The sequence below is a fragment of the Intestinimonas sp. MSJ-38 genome (genome assembly GCF_018917925.1).
GTDB lineage: Bacteria > Bacillota > Clostridia > Oscillospirales > Butyricicoccaceae > Pseudobutyricicoccus.
In genome coordinates, this window is sequence record NZ_JAHLPO010000021.1 from 1 (window position 1) to 19552 (window position 19552).

The 19552-nt window shown below is 54.3% G+C and carries 17 protein-coding genes; 9 read left to right on the plus strand and 8 right to left on the minus strand.

What is annotated here, in order from left to right; all coding sequences use genetic code 11:
- Nucleotides 1-146: 146 nt before the first annotated feature.
- The 3 genes from KQI26_RS11690 to KQI26_RS11700 are packed head-to-tail and all read right to left on the minus strand — an operon-like array spanning nucleotide 147 to nucleotide 3646.
- Nucleotides 147-1457 carry a S1C family serine protease gene (locus KQI26_RS11690; RefSeq protein ID WP_216504563.1) on the minus strand — a complete coding sequence of 437 codons (1311 nt, stop codon included), beginning with the start codon at nucleotides 1455-1457 and terminating at the stop codon, nucleotides 147-149.
- Between the two features lie 8 nt (nucleotides 1458-1465).
- On the minus strand, nucleotides 1466-2923 hold the full coding sequence (locus tag KQI26_RS11695; RefSeq protein WP_216504564.1) for a HAMP domain-containing sensor histidine kinase: 1458 nt from the start codon (nucleotides 2921-2923) through the stop codon (nucleotides 1466-1468).
- A gap of 42 nt (nucleotides 2924-2965) precedes the next feature.
- Nucleotides 2966-3646, minus strand: coding sequence for a response regulator transcription factor (locus KQI26_RS11700; protein ID WP_118426830.1), 681 nt, complete (start codon nucleotides 3644-3646; stop codon nucleotides 2966-2968).
- 264 nt (nucleotides 3647-3910) lie between these two features.
- Here KQI26_RS11700 and yfcE point away from each other — a divergent pair, with 264 nt between their 5' ends.
- The gene (yfcE, locus tag KQI26_RS11705; protein ID WP_216504565.1) at nucleotides 3911-4453 is read left to right on the plus strand and encodes a phosphodiesterase; all 543 of its coding nucleotides are present in this window, start codon (nucleotides 3911-3913) and stop codon (nucleotides 4451-4453) included.
- Between the two features lie 52 nt (nucleotides 4454-4505).
- Here yfcE and KQI26_RS11710 read toward each other — a convergent pair whose 3' ends face one another.
- Nucleotides 4506-5894 carry an MATE family efflux transporter gene (locus tag KQI26_RS11710; RefSeq protein ID WP_118747647.1) on the minus strand — a complete coding sequence of 463 codons (1389 nt, stop codon included), beginning with the start codon at nucleotides 5892-5894 and terminating at the stop codon, nucleotides 4506-4508.
- A gap of 250 nt (nucleotides 5895-6144) precedes the next feature.
- Between KQI26_RS11710 and ychF the strand changes: the two genes are divergently transcribed.
- The 3 genes from ychF to KQI26_RS11725 are packed head-to-tail and all read left to right on the plus strand — an operon-like array spanning nucleotide 6145 to nucleotide 8190.
- A complete protein-coding gene (gene ychF / locus KQI26_RS11715) occupies nucleotides 6145-7239 on the plus strand; it encodes a redox-regulated ATPase YchF (protein ID WP_118747648.1) in 1095 nt (364 codons plus the stop codon).
- Nucleotides 7211-7948: a heparan-alpha-glucosaminide N-acetyltransferase gene (locus KQI26_RS11720; protein ID WP_216504566.1), complete on the plus strand. Its 738-nt coding sequence runs from the start codon at nucleotides 7211-7213 to the stop codon at nucleotides 7946-7948. Before ychF ends, KQI26_RS11720 begins: the two co-directional genes overlap by 29 nt.
- Nucleotides 7949-7989: 41 nt before the next feature.
- Nucleotides 7990-8190, plus strand: a complete 201-nt coding sequence (locus tag KQI26_RS11725; protein ID WP_216504567.1) for a hypothetical protein — start codon at nucleotides 7990-7992, stop codon at nucleotides 8188-8190.
- Between the two features lie 76 nt (nucleotides 8191-8266).
- Here the strand turns inward: KQI26_RS11725 and KQI26_RS11730 are convergent, their stop codons facing one another.
- Both KQI26_RS11730 and spoIID read right to left on the minus strand, forming a co-directional pair.
- Nucleotides 8267-9028 carry a M23 family metallopeptidase gene (locus tag KQI26_RS11730; RefSeq protein ID WP_216504568.1) on the minus strand — a complete coding sequence of 254 codons (762 nt, stop codon included), beginning with the start codon at nucleotides 9026-9028 and terminating at the stop codon, nucleotides 8267-8269.
- 72 nt (nucleotides 9029-9100) lie between these two features.
- Entirely contained in the window at nucleotides 9101-10135 is a 1035-nt protein-coding gene (gene spoIID / locus KQI26_RS11735) for a stage II sporulation protein D (protein WP_216504569.1), read from the minus strand.
- Nucleotides 10136-10274: 139 nt separating this feature from the next.
- Between spoIID and KQI26_RS11740 the strand changes: the two genes are divergently transcribed.
- From KQI26_RS11740 to KQI26_RS11750, 3 genes are all read left to right on the plus strand, one after another.
- Nucleotides 10275-11063 carry a hypothetical protein gene (locus KQI26_RS11740; RefSeq protein ID WP_216504570.1) on the plus strand — a complete coding sequence of 263 codons (789 nt, stop codon included), beginning with the start codon at nucleotides 10275-10277 and terminating at the stop codon, nucleotides 11061-11063.
- A 311-nt stretch (nucleotides 11064-11374) separates the two neighbouring features.
- Nucleotides 11375-11803 (plus strand): transposase, encoded by a 429-nt coding sequence (locus KQI26_RS15795; RefSeq protein ID WP_216504571.1) that lies wholly within the window; start codon nucleotides 11375-11377, stop codon nucleotides 11801-11803.
- Between the two features lie 402 nt (nucleotides 11804-12205).
- Entirely contained in the window at nucleotides 12206-12820 is a 615-nt protein-coding gene (locus KQI26_RS11750) for a CPBP family intramembrane glutamic endopeptidase (protein WP_118746898.1), read from the plus strand.
- 448 nt (nucleotides 12821-13268) lie between these two features.
- On the opposite strand, the gene KQI26_RS11755 is transcribed toward KQI26_RS11750, so the two are convergent.
- Nucleotides 13269-14720 (minus strand): M20 family metallopeptidase, encoded by a 1452-nt coding sequence (locus KQI26_RS11755; RefSeq protein ID WP_216504572.1) that lies wholly within the window; start codon nucleotides 14718-14720, stop codon nucleotides 13269-13271.
- A 285-nt stretch (nucleotides 14721-15005) separates the two neighbouring features.
- Between KQI26_RS11755 and KQI26_RS11760 the strand changes: the two genes are divergently transcribed.
- Entirely contained in the window at nucleotides 15006-16190 is a 1185-nt protein-coding gene (locus KQI26_RS11760; protein ID WP_216504573.1) for a M20 family metallopeptidase, read from the plus strand.
- Nucleotides 16191-16243: 53 nt separating this feature from the next.
- Here KQI26_RS11760 and KQI26_RS11765 read toward each other — a convergent pair whose 3' ends face one another.
- Nucleotides 16244-17056: a mechanosensitive ion channel family protein gene (locus tag KQI26_RS11765; RefSeq protein ID WP_118748364.1), complete on the minus strand. Its 813-nt coding sequence runs from the start codon at nucleotides 17054-17056 to the stop codon at nucleotides 16244-16246.
- Nucleotides 17057-17278: 222 nt separating this feature from the next.
- Here KQI26_RS11765 and KQI26_RS15380 point away from each other — a divergent pair, with 222 nt between their 5' ends.
- Complete coding sequence (locus KQI26_RS15380) at nucleotides 17279-19300, plus strand: S9 family peptidase (protein WP_253292823.1); 2022 nt, start codon at nucleotides 17279-17281, stop codon at nucleotides 19298-19300.
- The last annotated feature ends 252 nt before the right edge of the window (nucleotides 19301-19552 follow it).

A 19552-nucleotide genomic window follows, 5' to 3' on the forward strand; every position in this document is an offset into this window, starting at 1 on the left:
CCGCAGGATCAAGGCAAAGCTAAAGGGCTTGCCGCCTGCAATTCACAGACAGCAAGCCCTTTCGGCTGCTTGAACAATTTTTACTTCAAAATATTGTCTAACTTTTTGGGGTCACTTCACGTCCTTTTTGTGCTGGTTTATTTTGATTAAAAATCATACTCGGATTGTTGATTGGTTTCTTCCATCAGCTGGATGTTGATCTCATGGGTGGAACCCTGACGGTAGAAGGTCAGTTTCATGGTATCGCCTGCCTTGTGTTCATCCCGCAAGGTACAGGCATCGGAGATGTTTTCCACCCGGATATCATCCACGCCGATGATCACATCCCCGGCGGTCAGACCCTTGGCAGCGGCATCGCTTTCCGGCGCCACCTGATCCACCAGGATGCCCTGGGGAATGTTATAGAAGGCGGCGGTCAGAGCGCTCACATTGCGGCCGCTGATGCCGGTGAGGGGTCGGCCGGACACATAGCCCTTATCGATCAGTTCCTCCACAATGGGCCCTACGGTGTTGCTGGGAATGGCAAAGCCCAGGCCCTCGGAATCCTCGCTGCTGATTTTGGCGCTGTTGACGCCAATGACCTGGCCGTATTCATTGAGAAGGGCGCCGCCGCTGTTGCCCGGGTTGATGGAGGCATCGGTTTGCAGCAGAACCATATTGCTGCTGCCCACCTGGATCTCCCGATCCACCGCGGAGATAATACCGGCGGTTACCGTGCCGTTGAGCCCCAGAGGATTGCCGATGGCAATGGCGGCTTCTCCCACTTCCACCTGGCTAGAATCGCCGAACTCGGCGGCCGGCAGGTCCTGAGCGTCAATTTTCAGCACGGCAATATCGCTTTTCACATCGGTGCCGATGAGCTCGGCCGCGTAAGTTTCTCCATCGTCCAGTGTGACGGCAATGCTGTCGCCCCCTTCCACCACATGGTTATTGGTGACGATATAGCCGTCCTCCGACAAAATGATCCCCGAACCGGTGCTGCTGGTGGAATAGGTCTGGAAACTTTCGGTGATGACCCCCACCACTGAGGGGCGCACCTTCTGCACCACATCGCTTACATCTTTCACCACAAAGCCGCCATCGCTGTTTTCGGGCTTTTTCCGGATCTCCATGGAAAAGGCAGAATCATCGGAAGATTGGGCGGAGTCGGTTTCCTGGGAGTCGTTGCCGCCCCAAATAGCGGTGAGACCGTTTTCCGAGGAAGGGTCGGCCTCGGCTGATTCAGAAGGGACTTCGTTGGGATCGCTGCGCAGCAGGAGATATCCCCCGGCGCCGCCCACCGCCACCAGAATGGCGCAGACGGCACAACCCCGGCGCAGACGGGCCCGCCGGCGCTTCTGGGCCAGTACCTCCTCATAGCTGCGGTAGGAAGCGGCATTCTGGTAATAGTGAGGGGTGTTGTTTTCCTGGAAGTGATCTTGGGAATCTTGGGGATCGTGGCGATGAAACATAGGCATTCTTCACCTCATAGGGATGTGGGGATGGTAAAACAGAATTCGGTCTGGCCGTCGCCGCTTTTGGCGTAGATATCGCCGCCATGACGGCCCACCAGGGTTTTGACGATGTAAAGGCCCAGGCCGGAGCTGGTGACTTTGCTTCCACGGGACCGGTCGCCTTTGTAAAAGCGTTCGAAAATATGGTCAATGGCCTCCGGGCCGATGCCCGGGCCGGTGTTGACGATGTTCATCTGCATCTTGCCGCCCTTGGCCGACAGATAGATGATGATCTTGCCCGCCTGATCGGTGAATTTCACCGCATTATCCGTCAGGTTATAGACCACCTGGAAGATGGCGTCGTGATCGGCGGAGATCTCCAGCTTGTCCGGAATGTCCAGCGTCAGGTCGATCTCCTTGTCGGTGAGCTGTTTTTCAAAGCCCAGCACGATGCGGCGCACCATTTCGCTGATGTCAAAGGTGGTTTTGTTCAGGGCCCGCTCTCCCGATTCCAGCCGGGAGACTTCCACCATGCTGTTGGCCAGACGGGAAAGACGGCGGATTTCCTCCGAGATGATCTTCAGGTAATATTCCTGTTTTTCCGGTTTGATGGTGCCGTCCAGGATACCGTCGATAAAGCCGCCGATGGTGGTCATGGGCGTGCGCAGATCGTGGGATACATTGGCGATGAGATCCCGCCGCTGGGTCTCCATGTTCTCGATGGCGTCGGCCATATGGTTAAAGCTGATGGTCAATGCGTACAGCTCATCCCGCCGCTTGGGCACGGCCACCCGGCAGCTGAAGTCGCCGTGGGCGAAATTCCGGGCGGCGGCCGCGATGTTCTTCAAAGGGCGTACGGTGCTGTCTACCATCACATAGGTGACCACCAATACCACCAGAAAGACAATGAAGATCATCAGGATAAAGGTGCTGGAAATATTGATAAACAGTTTGAGGGAGGAGTCGGCCGAAAGAGAGGCAAAGACCATGCCCAGCATTTGCCCATCCTCTCCGGAGGCGGGAATGCCCAGAGTGTAATGGGGAGAGGTGAGCAGGCCGGAGAAGCTGCCCATTTCGGAGAACCGGCCATCTTCCTGGATGGCCTTCACAGCATCCTGGGAGACCTGGGTCACATCTTCATGGGTATAGCAGCCTTCGCCGGTGGCGAAGAACAAAAGCTTGCCCTGGCTGTCGCAGACAAAGAGGATGCCGCCCAGGTTTTCCGCCAGATTCACGATGCTGGCCCGGTACATATCGTTGTAAGTTTGCAGACTGAAACTGGAGCCGATCATGTTGGGAGCGGTCTGCATATAGGTGGTGGTGATGGAAGAGGCCCGGCGGGCGGCGAAGTTCAGGGCCGAATCCCGCTCTTCGGCGGCATAGCGGCTGATCTGGTAGATGAAGGCCCCGCCCAATGCGGTAAAGCTGAGCATGACCACCAGGGAGTAAATGATAAAGTTTTTCAGGAAAATACTTTTCAGGCCCTTCACACACTCACCGCCCTTCCATCCTGGATTTCACCCTGGGGATGGTTAATTTTTTGTCTCGAATTTATAGCCCACACCCCATACAGTTTTCAGCTCCCATTTGTCGCTGACACCGGACAGTTTTTCCCGCAGACGCTTGATGTGCACATCCACTGTGCGGGTGTCGCCAAAATAATCAAAGCCCCACACATCGTCCAGCAGTTGGGAACGGGTGAACACCCGGTTGGGGGAGGATGCCAGGAAATAAAGCAGTTCGATTTCCTTGGGAGGAATTTCCATTTTCTGGCCTTTGACCACGATGTTGTAGCTTTCCTTGTCGATGATCAGGTTGTCGTATTCCAGCTTGGCCGGGGCGTCATCGTCATCGAAGCGGCGCATCACTGCATGAATACGGGCGATGACCTCCCGCATTTCAAAGGGTTTTGTGATATAGTCATCGGCCCCCAGCTCCAGGCCGGAGACCTTGTCGAAGGTTTCTCCCTTGGCGGTGAGCATGATCACCGGGGTTTTGGAAATGGCCCGGATCTCCTTGATCACCTGCCAGCCGTCCATCTGGGGCATCATCACATCCAAAAGAACCAGATCCGGGTGAATGCGCTTGAAGGCCCGCAGGCCTTCGGCTCCGTCGGAGGCACTTTCCACAGTGTAGCCTTCCTGCTCCAGATACAGGCGGAGAAGTTCTCTGATATTTCCATCGTCTTCGATGATCAGCAGTGTTTTTGCCATAAAAAGGGCTCCTTTCCCGCCGCCGGATATTCCAGCGGGGATAAATTGGGCGAAGGGATAAAAAGAGCCTCCCGAAAAAGTGAAAGGGTGGCGCTTTCGCTTGATTTTATTATAGTGTGTATCCCATTTGATTGCATTAACAAAATGTAAACTAATCTTTGGGAAATTGAGGCCGCAGAGACCCTTTTTCCGGCGATGGACTTGCGGGGGACGAGGAGAGCGGGTATAATCGGGAAGACAGAACCACAAAAAGGAGGGTTTGAGATGAAATGGATGATCGCATCCGATCTCCACGGGGCGGCCGGATTTGTGCGCCGTCTGCTGGAGCGTTTTGAACAGGAGGGAGCGGACAGACTGCTTTTGCTGGGGGATATCCTCTACCATGGTCCCCGCAACGATCTGCCCCCGGAATATGCCCCCAAGGAGGTCATCGCCCTTTTGACCCCTTATAAAGACCGGATCTTCTGTGTGCGGGGAAACTGCGACACCGAAGTGGATCAGATGGTGCTGCCTTTTCCTATCTTGGCCGACTATGCCGTTCTGAGCCAGGGAAACCGGCTGATCTACGCCACCCACGGCCATGTATACAATCCCCAGAACCTGCCACCGCTGCAGCCGGGGGATGTGCTGCTGATGGGGCATACCCATGTGCCCATGGCCAAGGAGGAAAACGGGCTGCTCTTTTTGAATCCCGGCTCGGTGTCCATTCCCAAGGAACAAAGCCCTCACAGCTATATGATCCTGGAAGAGGGAACATTGAGTTGGAAAGACCTGGACGGAAAAACCTATCAGAGCCGCAGTCTCTAAACAAAAAAATCCCCCGGCTGGGGGATTTTTTGTTATGGTATGATCTGAGAAATCAGTGAATGGAAGCCACCGGTTCCGGTTCGGGAAGAGGTGCATCCTCCCGGGGCATTTTCCGGCGCACCCAGAAATAGCAGCCCAGATGGGCCAAGGCGGTGATGAACCAGGACACCGGATAGGAGACATAGAGCATGGACAAGGTGCGGTTTGCAGCAAAAAGGGTGAAGATCCACAAAATACGCAGGCCGCAGGCGCCGGTGAGGGACACGATCATGGGCAGAATAGAATAGCCCATGCCCCGCATGACGCCGGCCATCACATCCATGATGCCGCAGAGGAAATAGAGGGTGGCCACAAAGCGCATCCGCATGGTGCCATAGGCGATCACCTGAGGATCGCTGGAATAGATGCCCAGAAGCTGGTTGTGGAATAGCACGGCAGTGAGGCCCAGCCCCAGGCCCACAGCGGTGACCAGGGCCAGGCACAGACGCATCACCCGGCTGATCCGGTGATACTGACGGGCGCCGTAATTCTGGCTGGTAAAGCTGAGGGCGGTCTGATAAATGGCGTTCATGCCGGTATAGACAAAGCCTTCGATGTTACCGGCAGCGGTGTTGCCCGCCATGGTCACCGAGCCGAAGGAGTTGACCGAAGACTGGATGAGCACATTGGAGATGGAAAAGATACATCCTTGCAGTCCGGCCGGCAGGCCCACCCGGACGATCTGCCACATTTTGTCCTTGTAGATGTGCAGCTTGTGCAGATCCAGATGACAGGGACCTTCCATTCGCATCAGACACAGAAGGATCAGACCGGCGGAAACTACCTGAGAAATGACGGTGGCCAAAGCGACGCCGTCCACATCCATGCCGCAGACGATGACGAAGAACAGATTGAGCACCACATTGATCAGTCCGGCCACAATGAGAAAATAAAGGGGACGCTTGGTGTCGCCCACCGAACGGAGGATGGCGGCGCCAAAGTTATAGAGCATGATTACCGGCATACCGCAGAAATAAATGCGCATATAGGTGGCGGACATATCGATCACATCGTCGGGGGTACCCATCAGCTCCAGCAGAGGCTGGGCCAACAGCACGCCCACGGCGATCAGAACCACGCCGCACAGCAGACTGAGGAGCACCGAGGTGTGTACCGCCTGGCTCACCTGTTCTTTTTCACCGGCGCCGTAGTAGCGGGCCACCAATACATTGGCGCCCACCGAAAGGCCGATGAACACATTGATGATCAGGTTGATCAAAGCGCCGGTGGAGCCCACGGCGGCCAGGGCCTGGCTGCCGGCGAAGCGGCCCACCACCACAATGTCTGCTGCGTTAAAGAGAAGCTGCAGGATGCCGGAGAGCATCAGTGGGAAGGCGAAGATCAGGATTTTGCCCAAAAGCGGGCCGCGGCACATATCCACTTCATAGCTGCGTTTTGCCATAATCGATCCCCTTTCTTTGGGACGTCCCGGGGCAAAAGCAGCGGGGCGCGAACCGTAAAAATTTTATGATGAAAGCATTATAGCACGGTAAAGCCAAGGGGGCAACCGGCAGAAACAGGATGAAAGGGCGAGAAAATCCCCCGTCCCCCTTTACGAAAAGGGGGCAAATCGGTATAATATTCCTTACGAAGTCCCCTCCGCCCCCGGGAGGAAACGGACATGATCTATGGGGAGAAATGGCGGTTTTATTATGAAATTAGGAATCGTGGGCCTGCCCAATGTGGGCAAGAGCACCCTTTTTAACGCACTGACCAACCTGAAGGCCCAGTCGGCCAACTATCCCTTCTGCACCATCGATCCCAATGTGGGCATCGTCAATGTGCCCGACAAACGGCTGGACGCTCTGGCGGAAATTTACCATCCCAAAAAAATCACCCCGGCCATCCTGGAATTTGTGGATATTGCTGGTTTGGTCAAAGGCGCTTCCAAAGGCGAGGGTTTGGGAAACAAATTCCTCTCCCACATCCGTCAGGTGGATGTGATCGTTCATGTGGTGCGCTGCTTTGAAGACAGCAACATCATCCATGTGGATGGCAGCGTGGACCCGGTGCGGGACATCGGCACCATCAATCTGGAGCTGGTGCTCTCTGATATCGAAGTGCTGGACCGGCGGATCGACAAGGCCCAGAAGGCCCTGAAAGGGGACAAGAAGTTTGCCCACGAGGTGGAAGTGCTCACCCGGCTGCGTCAGCACCTGGAAGAGGGCAACACCGCCCGCACCTTTGAATGTGACGAAGAAGAGCGGGAGATCATCGAGGGCAGCGATCTTCTGTCCTATAAGCCGGTGATTTATGCTGCCAACATGGACGAAAGCGACATCGCCGGGGACTATCGGAACAATCCTTTGTTCCAGGCGGTGGAGGAGTATGCCGCCACCGAAAACAGCAAAGTGCTGCCGGTATGTGCACGGCTGGAAAGCGAGATTTCCGAAATGTCCGCTGAGGACAAAGCCATGTTCCTCACCGAGCTGGGCTTTGAGGAATCGGGCCTGGATCGCCTGATCCGGGAGTGCTACGATCAGCTGGGCCTGATCTCCTACCTGACAGCAGGTGAGCCGGAGGTGCGGGCCTGGACCATCACCAAAGGCACCAAGGCTCCCCAGGCCGCCGGCAAGATCCATACCGATTTCGAGCGTGGCTTTATCCGGGCCGAAGTGGTGGCCTATGAAAAACTGATGGAATGCGGCTCCTTTGCCGCTGCCAAGGAAAAGGGCCTGGTGCGTTCGGAAGGCAAGGATTATGTGATGCAGGATGGGGATGTGGTCCTCTTCCGGTTCAATGTGTAATCCAAACGGAGAGCGGGGAAGACGGTATTATGCCCTGGATGTGCTGCGGGGGCTTTCCATCGTTCTGATGGTGTTCTACCACTGGGGCTATGATCTGGTGCTCTATGGCCTGATCCCCGCCTGGGTGCTGTACAACCCCTTGCTGGATGCTTTGCAGCTTTTGTTTGCTTCGGTGTTTGTGGCTATATCCGGAGCGTCCAGCACCTTTTCCCACAGCAATGTGCGCCGGGGCCTGCGGATTTTGGCCTGTGCGTTGGTGGCGAGTGCCGTCACTTTCTGGTTTGATCCTCAGGAGGCCATCCGGTTTGGCATTCTCCATTTCCTGGGGACGGCGGCGCTGCTTTATGCTTTGCTGGCTCCGGTGCTGCGCCGGTTTCCCCCCAATCCGGTGCTGTGCCTTGTGCTGTTCTTCCTGACCCGGGCGCTGACACAGCCCTATTATCAGGTCCATGGCCTTTGGTGGCTGGGTTTCCGCCGGCCGGAGTTTTCCTCGGCGGATTATTACCCCTTGCTGCCCTGGTTTTTTATGTACCTTTTCGGCGTGTGGCTGGGAGAAATTGTGAAAAGGGGAAAGATGCCCTCTTGGTTTTACCGTGTGCGCCTGCCTTTTCTGGAAAAGGTGGGGAGCCATACTTTGATCGTCTATCTGCTCCACCAGCCGGTGTGCATGGGTCTGACCTTGCTGCTGGTGAAGCTTTGCGGGCAGTAATATTTTCCGTTTGAAGAGCTGAAATAGAGGAGGGATGAGCGATGAATGTTTCCATCCATATTTCCGGTTTGATTTTGTTTCTGGCCGGGGTGTTGTTTCTGGTGTCCGCCCTCATCTCCCGGCAGGTCTATCTCTATGCCGCCGGAGCAGTGTGCCTGATCTGCGGCCTGATATGGATGTGGCCCCGGAGGAAGAAGAAAAAAGAACCAAAAGAGAGCGGCGCTGGCCGGTACCTTTCCTGACAGCAGGGAAGGGCAGACTTTTGCAGCAATAGAAAACGGGAGAGGATGGCAAAATCCTCTCCCGTTTTATGATGTCTTATTTTCCCTCGATCAGGGTCATGGGGTCGATGAAGGCTCCATCCCGGGTCACTTCCAGATGGATGTGGGGAGCCATGGCGCTTTCGGTGGTCATGGTACTGCCGCCTCCACCTACCAGATCGCCCATCTTCACGGTGTCGCCTTCTTCCACCGTGGCGTTTTTCATCAGCCCGCGCAGAGTGCTGATAACGCTGTTGCCGTGGTCGATGGTGAGGCAATAGCCGGTGAGATCATCATAGAAAACGGCAGTGACAATGCCGTCGCCTATGGCGGTCACCTGGCCGCCGTCCTCACAGGCGATATCCACACCGCTGTGGACCCGCCAGTCACCCATGGTCTCATCCTGAATCAGGGTGTCGCCGGAAAAGCCCCGCAGCACCTGGCCGCCCTGTACCGGATTGATGAACTTTTCCGCCACCGGTGCTTTCGTCTGGGCGGCGGGCACATCCTCTTCCGGCAGAGAAGAGGGAGCGGCTTCTTCTTCCTGGACCTGGGGCGCAGGGATTTCAGCCGTGCCTTCCTCCGGCTGGAGGGTTTCCTCTTCCTCCGGCTGGGAAATCTCCGGTGTTTTGGGCACCGTGTCCACCTGGCTGCTGATCTGCAAAAGCTGGTCCTCTTCCTCCTGATTTCCTCCGGTGAAGAACAGTACATAACCCGATACCCCGATGGCCGCGGCACACAGGGCAAGGATTATGTAAAATCCTTTGCCGGAGACGAAGTCCGATGCCTTCTCCATGAATCCCGAATGTTTTTGCTGCATATTGTAGCACCTCCGCCTGTAGTATTGCCTTCCCAGGGAGGGAGTATACCAACCGGGGCGGAGAGAAATATTTTAATTCTGCAGCAAAATTTCCGTGTCTTTATAATACCATTTGAGGATTTCATCAAAGGTTTTGCCTTCCAGAGCCAGTTCCCGGGCGCCGTATTGGCTCAGACCGACGCCGTGGCCATAGCCCACAGTGGAAAACACCAGGGCGCTGTCGCTGGCCTGGAGGGTGAAGTTTGTGGAGTTGAGTCCCAACAGAGTGCGGATCTCAGAGCCGCTCACCCGCACGCCTCCCACCAGCACATGGATGATCCCGCCGGTCTGGCTGCGCTGGGAGTCCCGGAACCAGCCTTGGGGAGGATCGTTGAAGTTGGCCTCCGGATGCTTTGCCCAGAACTTCTGGGCAAACTCCTGGGGCGTGATGGAAACGGTGCCATAGTAGTTGGGGCAGGCTTCTTCACCGGGGCTGTCCACGCTCACCAGATAAGGATGGCTGGTACCCCATACATCCAAAGCGTCCTCGGTCTTGCCGCTGGAGGCGGCGTGGAACACGGCGGCGATGGCCTGGCCATCATAGGTGACCACCATGCCGTCGGTACTTTCCACCGCTTCCCGGATGGCCTCCCGGTATTCCTGGGCCTGATCCCCCCACAGGGTCTGCTGATTTTCTTCCAGATTCACATAGGCTTTGCAATGGGTGAAGTCGTCACAGAGCTGGGCGCCCTGGTGGGTGTCGGGGATGGTCACCCCTTGTTCGTAGGCGTTGAGTTTGTACAGGGTATAAGTCCGGGCGGCCACCGCCTGGGCTTTCAGTGCTTCCGGGGGAAAGCTGGCGGGCATCTCGGCGGCCAGCACGCCCTCCAGGTAATCTCCCAGGGCCAGCTCTTCCACCTGCCCGTCCCGCAAAAGGGTGATGTGAACGCGCTCATCGTAGCTTTCTCCCGTTTCTTCCGGGGAAGCGGTGGGTTGGGCGGCCGTCTCCGCGGAGGGAGAGGCGGGGGGATTTTCTTCTTTTTCGCCTCCCTCCAGCCCCAGAGTGCACAGAGGAAGAGCATAAACCAGCGCCAATGCGGCGCAGGCTGTGAGCAGAGATCGTTTCATGGCAAGTTCCTCCTTTCCAGGTCCTTTTCCCATATTTATTCCGAAGGGAAGGCAGATATCCCTGTTCTTTTTGCTGCCTTTGTGCTATGATGGTACTGCTCACAGTATTGGAAAGACCCAGAAGAAGGAGTATTTCAACATGAAAATAAAGAAATTGCTTTTGTTTTTGCCCCCTGTGATAGCCGGGCTCATCACCGCTTTTTTCCGGTATCAGATGGTGGAAAAAACGGTGGACCCTCAGACCGGCATTGCATCCTCCCACAGCTGGATCTATGGGATCTATTTTTTTGCGGCCCTGATGGCGCTGTTGTTCCTGGCCGCCAGCGTTCTTTTGGGAAAAGGGGGCAAAGTGGAGATCAAAGGCCCCGGGGCCATGGGCTACCGGCTGCTGGGAGCCGGAGCGGCACTGCTGTTTGTCCTGTCCGGCGGAGCCTATTTCTTCTCCCTGGCCGGGGAGAACGCAGGAGCTCTCACATTGGTGAAAGCTCTGGCGGCCATCCTTTGCGGCGGCGGTCTTCTGGCCGGTTTGCTGGCCAAAAGCAAAGAGGGAGAAGGGGCCAAGGTATGTCTGCTGCTTCCCGTGTTTTACAGTGCTTTTTCCCTTTTGGTGTTTTATCGGGACAACAACGCAAACCCCTTGGTGTATAGTTTTGCCACAGAGCTTTTTGCTTATATCGCTGTGATGTTCACTTTGTATGGCGCGGCGGCCTTTTTCTTTGGCAAGGATCGTCCCCGGCTGGTGTTCTTTGCCTCTTTGAGCAGCATCTATCTGCTGGTCACTGTGCTGTGCAGCGACAATTTGCTGCCGGCCTTTACCCAGGGGCACATTCATTTTACCGTGGGGGATCTTTTGTCCCTGGGAGCTTTTCTGCTTCTCAGCGGCGCCTGGCTTCTGGCCCTGCGTCTGCCCAAACTGGGAGAAAAATAAAAATGCGTGAAAAAAACGGCTTCCCACGGGACAATGTCATTAAGTTAATCTAAAGACCCGGCCGTTGAGGGGTGGAAAGATGCTTTCCTCTTCTTAACGGCTGGGTGCTTTTTGGGCTGTTGCATTTAATCAACCGCAAATTTTGAATAAAATGTAAAGAATTGCCCTATCCGCTTGCTTTTTCCGTCGCATGGAGATAGTTTAAATTAAACACCGTGGTGAACGGTGTTCGCAAGCAGAATTTCAGACAGCCAAAATGTGAGAGTTTAGCCAAAATTGATTGAATTTTAGAAGTTTTTGATTGCTTTTGTTTGGTTGCCACTTCTCTGCCCCCGTCCTTTACGCTTGCGGATATTCGGGAACTGTATCATCTCCGTTGGGGCATAGAAACGGCCTTCCGTGACTGGAAATATACGCTTGGCCTTGTCAATCTGCACGGCAAATCGGACGCGTTCGCGGAACAGGAGATATACGCCAGCCTGACCGCGTTCAACTTTGCAAGCCGCGTCTGTAATGAAGTCGTTGTCCGTCAGCCGAAAAACGGCGTTTACGCCTACAAGGTCAATTTCAAAATGGCGGTCATGCTCTGCAAGGAGTTCTTGCGAACGCCCCGCACGGACGGTGAACAGCTGCTGGAGAAAATCGCACGGCATACCGTTCCCATCCGCCCTAACCGACAGGACGAACGCAATTTGAAAGTGAAAGGTTTCGCGGGATTTGTCTACCGCGTAGCCGCTTGACAAAAAAGAGGGGGTGGTGTTTGCGGACACCGCCCCCTCAACGCATTTATTTTTTGAAACCCCTGTTTTTGGGGGTCAAAACAGGCATTTTCAGAAAAATAAATGTCGCCTTAACTTAACAGCCGCAGCGGAAAGACTTGTGAGCGACGCATAGGGGCATATCGGAAGAAAAGCTGACCGACCTCACAACAAGTCCTCGCAAAGATGTCGAAATCAGCGAAAACTACCGCAAACCAGCAGAGCGAAATCATTCCAAGGAAATCTCTACAAGTCCTGCCAATGCTCTGAAAATTCCATCACAGATTTTTTGTGGCTTATTGCTCTGTATGGAAACACATGATATGATGGATTTGGCAGCGGTGAAAGAAACCGGCAAATTTAGATTTATCTAAGGTGATGTGTATGATTTTAATAAGCCAATTAATAAGTGCAATCCTTCAAGTTGTTATATTAACAGCTATTCCATTTATATTTTATCTTTTCAAAGAAAAGAGAGCAAAGGGTTTTTTTGAATGGATTGGATTTAAGACTACTGAAAACAATGTTTTCAAGTATATGGTGATAATATTTGTGTCTTTTTTAGTGATAATAATATTGCCATATCTGTATCTTTACAATACAAATAGCTTGACATATACAGGATTCACAGTTGATGCATACAAACAATATGGCTGGAGTATGCAGACAATATTAGTTATATTAATCTGGGCAGTTGTACAAACCTCATTATCTGAAGAAATATTTTTTAGAGGATTTTTAGGTAATAGACTATTTGAAAAATTAGGAAATGGTGGAAATATTATACAAGCTATAATTTTTGGTGGTATACATATAGTTTCTGTTGTAGGAAAAGGAATTTTGCCAATGGTGATAATTTTTCTTCTTACAGGTGGAATTGGATATGCACTTGGTTGGCTTTCTAAAAGTAAAGCAGATGGAAGTATAATCTATGGCTGGATAATTCATGCAACTGTAAATATAATTTCTCCAATAGTTGTATTTATGTTTTTGATATAATTATATAAAAGTAAAAGCTAATACAATTTGATATTATTCATGATTTTAGAATTTCCCTAACACGCTCTGTTTCAGAATTGATAGTCTTTATTATTGAACTTACTGTTTTGAGGAGGGACACATTGAGAAGTTCTATGCTAATGGGAACAGTTAGTATAGTTCTTGCATTTTTACTTGATATGTTCATTCCATTCCATTTTGGATAAACAATTTCGGAATTTGATGAAGTACCATCTTCGAGCGCAACGCCGACCGTCTTGTGAACGCCAACACCATCTTTGAGGGACAGGTCATTGTCCTGCCCGCGAAGTAAGCACAAGCAAACCACATAACGAAAGCATAAAAAATGCCCACCTCGAAAAATCGAGGTGGGCATTTTTTCGTCTGCGCGGATTTGCTTAACTTAATGACATTGTCCCACGGGAAGCCGTTTTTTGATGTACTCTGTTTATTTTTTGGGGTTGATAGCCTGGGGCTTGATGCCTGCGGGGATGGGGCACTTGTAGGTTTCCCCTCCCAGACGCTCCAGGAACTCTTCGTTTGCTTTCTTGATGATCTCCGGGTTCTCGATCAGGTCAATAACAGTGGCGCCCATGACCTTACCGGCACAATTCACGCCCTTGTGAGCGATGGAAGTGCGGTTGCAGGAGGTGAACTGCCAGGAATGACCCGGGGTCTTGGCGGCGGTGGTCACCACATGGATCTGAGCGGTGGGGCAGTTCCAGCTCACATCGCCCACATCGGTGGAACCGGCGCTGGCCTTGTCATAGGATTGGAGGGACAGCAGGAAGTCATTGAGGGAGACGCCGTGCTCGGCCTGGTACTCAGCCAGTTCCTTGCCCCAGGCCTTGGTGGTGCCGGCAGCACCGTCCATGGCGTTGGGACCGGCTTCGTAATGGGCGATGATCTGGCGGGCAAACTCGTGCTCTTCCGGGGTGTACTTGGGCACGCCGATCTCCTTGAAGTTCTCATACAGCTGGGCTTCCAGCACATTATTGGGAATGGTGTTGGAGCAGCCTTTGATGAATTCCATCTCCATGCGGGTCTCGGTCATCAAAGCAGCGCCCTGAGCGATCTTGTTCACCCGCTGATACAGCTCTTCTACCTGGGAGTTCTTGGGAGAACGGATCAGGTAGAGCACTTCGGCATAGGGCTGCACCACATTGGGGGAATATCCGCCGGCGTCCAGAATGGCATAGTGAACACGGGCTTCATCGATCATATGCTCCCGCAGGAACTGCACACCCACATTCATCAGCTCCACAGCGTCCAGAGCGGAGCGGCCCAGATGGGGATCGCCCGCGGCGTGGGCCGAGGTGCCGTAGAAGCGGTATTTCACTTGATAGTTGGCCAGGGAGGAGCCGCTGGTCACATTGTTGGTGCTGGAGGGATGCCAGGTGATGGCGGCGTCCAGATCCTTAAAGACGCCTTCCCGGGCCATGAAAGCCTTGCCCGAGCCGCCTTCTTCACCGGGGCAGCCGAAATAAATCACAGTACCGGAAACCTGGAGATTGTGCTCCAGATAGTTTTTCACAGCGATGGCCGCCGCCAGAGAAGCGGTGCCCAGGCAGTTGTGACCGCAGCCGTGACCGGCAGCGCCGGGAACCAGGGCTTTCTTTTCCGGGCAGCCGCCCACCTGGCTCAGGCCGGACAGAGCGTCAAACTCGCCCAGAAGGCCGATGACCGGTTTGCCATGGCCATAGGTGCCGGTGAATGCGGTGGGAATATCCCCCACGCCCTTTTCCACTTTGAAACCTTCCTGCTCCAGCGCTTCGCAGAGCTTATCCATGGACTTGAATTCCTGGAAAGCGGTTTCGGCATATTCCCAGATGCTGTCGTTCACATCGTCCAAAAGGGCCTGTTTTTCGTCGATGACGCGGATCGCTTCCGCCTTATTCATGGGACATTACCACCTTTATATAAGATTTTTGGGACACAAACCAACGAATACAGTATAAACGCCGCTTTCGGGGATTTCAATAACCCTCCGGATTTTTTGACAAATCGGTGAAGTGGTAGGCCGTTTTTCCGGCGATTTGCACAGGGGACTCTGTTGCAGGGCATCGGGCAAAATGCACGAAAATAGGCCAATTTTTTTGGCACCGCCTCCGGGGACAGGTTTGATATAATAAAGAACGGTGAATATGGCCCTTCAGGGCCTTTTCAGAAAGGGAGGAATTGACCAATGAACAAATATCTGGCACGGGCCAATCAGCTGGTCCCCGAGCTGGTGGAAAACCGGCGGCATTTCCATCGTCATCCGGAAGTGCGCAACGAGCTGTTTGAGACCGTGAAATATGTGAAAGCCCAGCTGGAAGACATGGGCTATCAGGTGCAGGAGATCTGTCAGTGCGGTCTGGTGGTGCTGGCCGGAGGCAAAAAGCCCGGCAAGTGCATCCTGATCCGGGGCGATATGGATGCGCTGCCCATGCCCGAGGACACCGGACTGGAATTTTCTTCGGAGAATCCCGGCGCCATGCACGCTTGCGGCCATGACCTGCATATGGCCATGTTGCTGGGTGCAGCCAAGTTGCTGAAAGAGCACGAGGACGAGATCGAAGGCACTGTGAAGATCTGCTTCCAGCCCAACGAAGAGACCTTTGGCGGCGCAAAGGCCATGATCGAGGCCGGGGTGCTGGAGAATCCCCATGTGGACGCTGCTTTTGCCATCCATGTGGGCTCCATGGCCGATGTGGGCACCCTGGACTACGGCAAGGGCCTGACCATGGGTTCCGCCGATGGCTTCAGCATCCATGTAAAGGGCAAGGGATGCCATGGCGCTGCTCCCAACAGCGGTATTTCCCCCATCAACATCGGGGTACATATCTATCTGGCTCTCCAGGAGCTGCTGGCCCGGGAGGTCAATCCGGCCGAGCAGTGCACCCTCACCGTGGGCTCTATGCTCTTCGGCGATGGGGCTACCAATGTGATCCCCTCGGAAGGCGTGCTCAATGGCACCATGCGGGGCTTTAACGCCGAGCTGATCAATCATCTCCGCCAGCGTGTGGAGGAAATCAGCGTGGGCACCGCTCGGGTCTTTGGCGGCGACGCCGAAGTGGAGTGGCTCTTTTCCTCTCCCGCCATGTACTGCGATCCTGAGTTCACCGACGAAGTGGTGCGCTATGCCGCCGATGTGGTGGGACAGGATCGGATGATCCCCAAAAAGAGCCGGGCCACCGGTTCCGAGGACTTTGCGTATTTCGGCGAAAAAGTCCCCAGCCAGATCTTCTGGTTGGGCGCCGGTGTGGATGACAAAACCAAGCGGATTTCCAACCACAACCCCAAAGTCCTGTTCAGCGAGGACGCTCTGCCCTATGGTGCGGCTGTGTATACCCAGTGCGCCATTGAATGGCTGAAAGAGCACAAATAACTTTTCAGTTAAAAAAGGAGACAGGCTGCGGCCTGTCTCCTTTTTGTCGTTTTTTACAGTGCTTTTTCCGGGAAATGGAGCTGACGCTGGGGATAAGGGATATGGAAGCCATTTTTCTGCAAAGCGTCTTTGATGGCCTCATACAGATCACAGCGGGCAGGGATCATATCCCCACCGGGGACCCAGGCCCGGATGCGCAGAATGACGGCGTTGTCTCCCAGTTCCCACACTTTCACAAACACCGGCTCTGTCTTGTCTATCCGGGGATCGGCGGAGACCACCTGCTCGATGAGCTGGCGGGCCGCGGCAGAGTCGTCCTCATAGCCGATACCCACCGTCATTTCCAGCTGGCGGCGGCCTTCGGCGGAATAGTTGATGATCTTGTCCTTGCTCAGCTGGCCGTTGGGCACATAGACTAGTTTGTTGTCAATGGTGGTGAGGGTGGTGTGGATAAATCCGATGAGTTGCACCGTGCCTTCCACGCCCCAAAGCTCCACATAATCTCCCACCTTAAAGGGCTTGGTGTAGAGGACAAACAGTCCGCCGGCGATGTTGGAAAGGGTGTCCTGGAGGGCCAGGGACAGAGCCAAGCCGAATACGCCCAGCAAAGTGACAAGGGATGTGGACGAAATGCCCAGCTGCCCCATGACCATGGTAAGTAAGATGAAATAGAGCACCAGGCGGCAGGCCGTGATGAGGGTGTGGGAAATGTGGGCATCCAGGTTGGTGCGATTCAGGGCCCGGCGCACCAGTTTCAGAATCAGCCGGATGAGCACATAGCCCACCAGGATCAGAATCGCTCCCCGCAGAAGGGTGTCTATACTCAGGCGGGAGAGGGTATCAAAAAGGGGTTCCAGACTGGTCAATGGTTTTTCTCCTTTCGATTCAACCAAAAATTGCGGTGGATTCTTTCATAATATACACTAAAATTCAGGGTTTTGGCAAGATTTCGTGGACAAGTTCCACAGACTGCGGTATGATAGAACCAGCGGGAAAAAGGGAAGATGCTCTGCCGTGAGGCGGAGGCCTTGCCTGCATGGCGTAAAGCCATTGATTTTTTTCAAAACCGGAAAAGGAGACTGAGCAGTATGAAACCGATCAAAGTTCCTGACTTTGCCAATTACAAAATGCTCTCCAACATGGAATTTTCTCCTGATGGAAAGTATGGCGTGCTCTGCGTTTCTCAGGCCGATGTGGAAAGCAACAGCTATTACACAAACCTGTGGGCCTTTAACACCAAGAAGGGCGCTTTCAGACAGCTGACCTCTGGCAACAGCGAGCGTTCCTTTGATTTCAACAGCCCCAAATCGGTGATTTTCCCCGGTGTGCGGGCCGAAAGCGATAAGAAAAAGGTGCAGAAGGGCGAAATGCTCACCGTCTTTTATGAGATCAGCCTGGAGGGCGGCGAAGCCAAGGAGCTGTTCCGTGTGCCTCTCAACGGCGCCACAGCCAAAAAAGTGGGCAAGGATCTGTATCTGATCTCTGCCCTGTTTGACAATGCCCGTCCGGATTTTGCCGCCCTCAAGGGGGATAAGCTGGCGGCGGCCAAGAAGACCTGGGAAGAGGAAAAGGACTATGAAGTGGTGGATGAGCTGCCCTTCTGGTTCAACGGCCGGGGCTTTATCAACAAAAAGCGCAACCGTATCTATCTTTATAATGCCAAGAAAAAGAAGCTGCAGGCCCTCACCGAGCCCTTGTTTGATGTGGGCGGCGTGAAGTTCTGCTCCAAGTGCGGCAAGGTGGCTTACACTGGCCACACCTTCAACGCCCGTCGGGCCCAGAGCAGCGCCCTCTATCTCTATGATGTGGAGACCGGAGAGACCAGCTGCCTGGTGGAAGACGGCACTTACAGCATCGGCAATTTCTGCTTTGATAACGCCCATGGGGAGATCGTCTTCAGCGCCAATCCCATCAAGGACGGCTATCCGGCCCCGGGCAACAACCTGTATGCCGTGTCCCTCAAGGGCGGTAAGGTGGAAGCCGTTTACGAAGGCATCCCCGAGGAACTGGGCTGCACCACCGGCTGCGATGTACGCTATGGCGGCGGCAACTCCATGAAGGCCGTGGACGGCGTGCTGTATCTGGTCACCTCCTATGACAACACCAGCGGCCTGTGCTCTTTGAAGCGGGGCGAAAAGAAGCTGCATCATATCACCGCTCCTTCCTTTGGCGTGGACTTCTTCGGCGTCGGCGAAGGCCGGTTCTTCACCGTGGGCCTCAACGGCACCAAGATCCAGGAAGTCTATGAAGTCAATGTGGAAAACGGCGAATACAAGCAGCTGAGCCAGTTCAACACCGCTTTCTTCAAAGACAAGTATGTGGCCGAGCCTCAGCCCCTGTCCTTTGTGAACAAGGATGGCGTGCGCATCGACGGCTTCGTGCTGCTGCCCATGGACTATGACGACAAGAAAAAGTATCCCGGCATCCTGGAAATCCACGGCGGTCCCCGCACCAACTACTGCGGCGGCTTTATGCATGAGATGCAGGTCATGGCCAGCGCCGGCAGCTTTGTGTTCTTCTGCAACCCCAGAGGTTCTTCCGCCCGGGGCGAGGAATTTGCCGACATCCGCGGCAAATACGGCACCATCGACTATGAGGACCTGATGGCCTTCACCGATGAAGTGCTGAAGAAATATCCCCAGATCGACGAGAAGCGGCTGGGCGTCACCGGTGGTTCCTATGGCGGCTTTATGACCAACTGGATCATCGGCCACACCAACCGGTTCAAGGCGGCGGCTTCCCAGCGTTCCATCTCCAACTGGGTCAGCTTCTATGGCGTGTGCGACATCGGCCCCTGGTTCGGCCAGCGTGAAATGGGCGGCGCTACTCCTTGGAACAACCTGGAAGGTCTGTGGAGAGCTTCTCCTCTGCAGTATGCCATGAACGCCGAGACTCCCACCCTGTTCATCCATTCCGATGAGGACTACCGCTGCTGGCTGCCCGAAGGCATCCAGATGTATTCGGCCTTGCAGCTGAAGGGCGTTCCCACCAGAATGTGCATCTTCCATGGGGAGAACCATGAGCTGTCCCGTTCCGGCAAACCCAAGCATCGTATCCGCCGGATGAACGAGATCAACGACTGGCTCTTCGGCTACATCATGGAAAAATAAGCAAGCATTCTGCGGACCATTGTGTTTCGGCCCCGGGTGCAGCGTACAGAATCAACATGAAAAAAGTCCCTCCTGATCAGGAGGGACTTTTTGTATACCGGATTGCAGCCAATCAGACTTCGTTCTGTTGCCCGTTTTTTGACAGATTGCAGTCAACCAAACCTGGTTCTGTTGCTCAGCGCGGGAGCGCAGTATGGGAGCGGCGCCACGCCGCCCGCTGTCGGTCCTCTCTTTGCCATTGCCGGTTGTATT